3 protein-coding genes and 1 pseudogene are annotated in these 3,584 nt (G+C 45.3%); all 4 read right to left on the bottom strand.

What is annotated here, in order from left to right; genetic code table 11:
• On the bottom strand, positions 1–1,132 hold a 1,132-nt coding region (locus ACWVCM_RS15060), incomplete at its 3' end, for a deoxyguanosinetriphosphate triphosphohydrolase (RefSeq protein WP_455202586.1).
• A 6-nt stretch (positions 1,133–1,138) separates the two neighbouring features.
• Complete coding sequence (gene aroB / locus ACWVCM_RS15065; protein WP_455202587.1) at positions 1,139–2,218, bottom strand: 3-dehydroquinate synthase; 1,080 nt, start codon at positions 2,216–2,218, stop codon at positions 1,139–1,141.
• Between the two features lie 56 nt (positions 2,219–2,274).
• The gene (gene aroK / locus ACWVCM_RS15070; protein WP_455202588.1) at positions 2,275–2,793 is read right to left on the bottom strand and encodes a shikimate kinase AroK; all 519 of its coding nucleotides are present in this window, start codon (positions 2,791–2,793) and stop codon (positions 2,275–2,277) included.
• A gap of 148 nt (positions 2,794–2,941) precedes the next feature.
• A pseudogene (locus ACWVCM_RS15075) lies at positions 2,942–3,584 on the bottom strand (hypothetical protein); the annotation flags it as partial.

The raw sequence follows: 3,584 nt of genomic DNA on the forward strand, positions 1-3,584 counted from the left end.
CAAAAATTCGTTCATATTCTCTAATAGCATAGCGATCTGTCATACCTGCAATATAGTCTGCGATGGCAATGGCTCGTCCGGTGTCGCCCGACGCATTATACTCTTTTAAGGTGTTTTTGTAGGAATCTGTTGGTAGTAAGCGGATATCGTTCATAAATGCCTGAAATAGCGATTTGATCACTAATTGTGCTTTGCTGCTCATACGATGCACTCGGTAATGTTGATAAAGATTAGTCCTCAATGTTTTTTTTAATAGCTGGGTCTTCTCTTTCATATCTTCGCTATAAGCGGCTATAGCTGATGGCAATTTTTTAATATCAGCAACGCAGCCGGGTTGAATAGATTCTATGTTGGCATTGGTTGCCTCTAGAAAATCGGTGATTTGGCAATTAATCATACGGCGAATAATTTCATGGATAGCGCGGCGTTCACTGATGTCAGGATATTGTTGCATGACCTCTTCATACTGTTGATTGAATAAATCGACTTCACGCATTTGTTCAATATTCAGGAATCCCGCTCTTAAGCCATCATCGACATCATGATTGTTGTATGCGATTTCATCCGCAATATTGGCTATTTGTGCTTCGATACCCGGTTGCTGTTTCTTTAGAAACCGTTCCCCCACATCACCCAGTTCCCGGGCATTTTTTACCGAGCAATGTTTGAGTATGCCTTCGCGGGTTTCAAAGGTAAGGTTCAAACCATTGAACTCAGCGTATTTTTCTTCCAGGAGATCCACGATGCGAAGTGATTGTAAGTTGTGTTCGAAACCGCCAAATTCTCGCATACATTCATTCAAGGCGTCCTGGCCGGCATGACCAAATGGCGTGTGTCCCAGGTCATGAGCCAATGAGATGGCTTCCGTAAGCTCTTCATTGGCTTTTAAAGCGCGGGCGATGGTTCTACCAATTTGTGCCACTTCCAGGGAATGGGTGAGGCGAGTGCGAAACATATCACCTTCATGGTTAACAAATACCTGTGTTTTGTATTCGAGGCGGCGAAATGCGGCGGAGTGCACGATGCGATCTCGGTCACGTTGAAATTCGGAACGATTGTTGGGTGGTTTTTCGGGAAAACGGCGTCCACGGGATTGTGAATCACTGGTTGCGTAGGGGGCGAGTTCCGTCATGCTTGATTAATCACAATGTTGATTTAATACGTCGTTTAACAACGAAGGATTATGGTCAGAACTGACAAATGCTTTGCCGAGTTGTTTTAACAACACAAAATTAATTTTACCGTCTTTTACTTTCTTATCCACAGCCATTAAGTCAAGGTATTGTTGCGGTGTCATACCCGCGGGGCCTTTCACCGGAAGGTTTGCTTTTTCAATTAAAGCAATAGTGCGATCAAGGGACTGTTGATCAAGCCAACCGTGAGCACAGGAGAGTTGAGCCGCCATTACCATGCCGGTTGCGACGGCCTCTCCATGAAGCCATGCGCCATAACCCATTCCTGCTTCAATCGCGTGGCCAAAGGTATGGCCCAGGTTAAGTAACGCTCGCTCGCCAGCTTCCAGTTCATCCGCTGCAACAACTTCTGCTTTATTTTGACAGGAGCGCTCTATGGCAAATGCGAGACTTTGAGGATCCCTGCGCAGCAGATTGTCCATGTTAGACTCTAACCAGCTAAAAAATTCAGGATCACGAATTAATCCATACTTGATAACTTCTGCGATTCCAGCGCTCAGTTCTTTGTCTTCAAGGGTGTTCAGTGTGTTGGTATCAGCAATAACGGCTAGTGGCTGATAAAAAGCACCGATCATATTTTTCCCTAACGGGTGATTGACGCCGGTTTTTCCACCCACGGAGCTATCCACTTGAGCCAGCAGGGTGGTGGGTATCTGGATAAAATTGACGCCTCGTTGATAAGTCGCTGCAGCAAAACCGGTCATATCGCCGATGACACCACCACCTAATGCAATCAGTGTGCAGCGACGGTCATAACGTTTCTCCAGTAACACGTTATAGATTTGGTTGACGGTGTCGAGGTTTTTATATTGCTCGCCGTCAGGCAAAACAACGGTTTCAACATGAGCATCGTTTAAAGTGCTTAACACTTTATCCAGGTAGAGGGGAGCGATGGTCTCATTGGTTACAACAAGTATCTGTCTGGTTGGGGCGTGTTGAAGAATGAGATCAGCATTCTCCAGTAAGTTATTACCAATATAAATGGGATAACTTCGTTCGCCCAGTTCAACGGTTAATGTCTTCATTGTGTGTTACCTGAATAAATACTGATTACCTTTAAATAGGTAGTGCAATTAAAAAGCTAGATGCCCTTACTTTTAAAAATCTTTTGCAGTTTGCTAACGACTTGTCGAACTGAAAATTTATCAGTCTCAAGAACATGGTCTGCAACATCCCTGTAAAGTGGGTCCCGAATCGTCAATAAATCTTCAATGGTTTTTTTAGGGTTTTTTGTTTGCAGTAAAGGCCTGTTTTTGTCGCGTGCCGTACGTCGCACCAACTGTTCCAGTGGTGCACACAAATAAACTACGTAGCCATGGTCCGACATCATTTTGCGGTTTTTCTCGCTCAGTATTGCGCCGCCACCGGTGGCGAGCACAATATTATCTTTTGCCAGCAGTTCCTTAATCATAGCGGATTCTCGAATTCGAAATCCTTCTTCCTTTTCCAGTTCAAAAATCAACGGAATGGTGGCGCCAGTGCGTTTTTCGATTTCCTTATCGCTGTCATAAAAAGTGCGGCCCAGTGCTTTAGCTATCTGGCGGCCAATCGTTGTTTTGCCAGCACCCATGGGGCCAACAAATATGATGTTTTTCGGCATCTTGACGGAGTTATCTTGTAAAAATTTGTGTTTATTTTACAAGCAGATGGGGGGATTTAAAACTAATAATTTATTACAGCAGTAATTTGAAGGTGGGAGGGTGGTGCGCCCCCTGGAAGAACAATCATTCCAGGGGGCGGGTGTTGTTCTATTTAGGAACAGAATCAGTGCTCAGGCTTTGCTTAAGAATCTTGGGAGTGACGAATATGAGCAATTCGTTCTTTTCATCCTTGATAGTCTTGGAGCGGAAAAGCGCACCGATAAAAGGCAGGTCGCCCAGGAAAGGTACCTTGGTTATGCCATGGTTTTTAGATTGCTCGTAAACGCCACCCAGAACAACGGTTGCACCATTATCAATGAGCACCTGGGTTTGCACTTCCTTGGTGTCAATACTGGGTACACCATTGAATATATCCCCGACGCTATCCTTGTTGATCGCAAGGTCAAGAATTATTCGCTCGTCTGGTGTAATTTGAGGCGTTACCTTGAGGGCCAACACTGCATCTTTAAAGGATACGCTGGTGGCACCACTGGAGCTGGCTTCCTGATACGGAATCTGGCTACCTTGTTTGATCACTGCTTCCTGCTGGTTGGCGGTGATAACCCGTGGATTTGATACTACTTCACCGCGGCCTTCGATCTGCAATGCCGACAATTCAAGATCAACCAGTGTATTGGAACCCAGCACGGCTAATGCTATTGAGCCGGGAATACCTGCTGGTGGCAGTGCGGGTAAATTAATATTTAACCGGTCTGTTAATGACCCAGGATTGACCGGTGGTGGGATTGGC

The sequence above is a fragment of the Kaarinaea lacus genome, from assembly GCF_975902315.1.